Here is a 324-nt window from a genome sequence, read left to right as displayed (position 1 = left end):
CACCTCGACGCCGAGCTCGCCCAGGCGTTTGAGCACGGACCTTGTCAGCTCGGCATCATATTGCGCCAGCACGCGCGGCAGCGCTTCGACCACAGTGACCTTGGCGCCCATCTTGGCGAAGGCCATGCCGAGCTCCAGGCCGATATAGCCGCCGCCGACGACCGCGAGCTTCTTCGGCACTTCGCCGAGGGCCAGCGCCTCGGTGGATGAGATCACCGGACCACCGAAGGGCAGGAACGGCAGCTCGACAGGCGCCGACCCGGTGGCGATCACGACGGTCTCGGCGCGGATGACCTGCGTCCCGATTTCGGTTTCGACCTCGAC

General features: G+C 67.3%; 1 protein-coding gene. It reads right to left on the bottom strand.

The window, feature by feature from the left end:
* The coding region (locus EN861_RS34710) for an FAD-dependent oxidoreductase (protein WP_189343828.1) at window positions 1-324 on the bottom strand (324 nt) is incomplete at both ends.

Origin of the sequence: Mesorhizobium sp. M8A.F.Ca.ET.218.01.1.1 (assembly GCF_004791165.1) — a bacterium.
In the GTDB taxonomy this organism is placed as follows: Bacteria; Pseudomonadota; Alphaproteobacteria; order Rhizobiales; family Rhizobiaceae; genus Mesorhizobium.
This window is presented reverse-complemented; position numbering and strand designations above follow the sequence as displayed.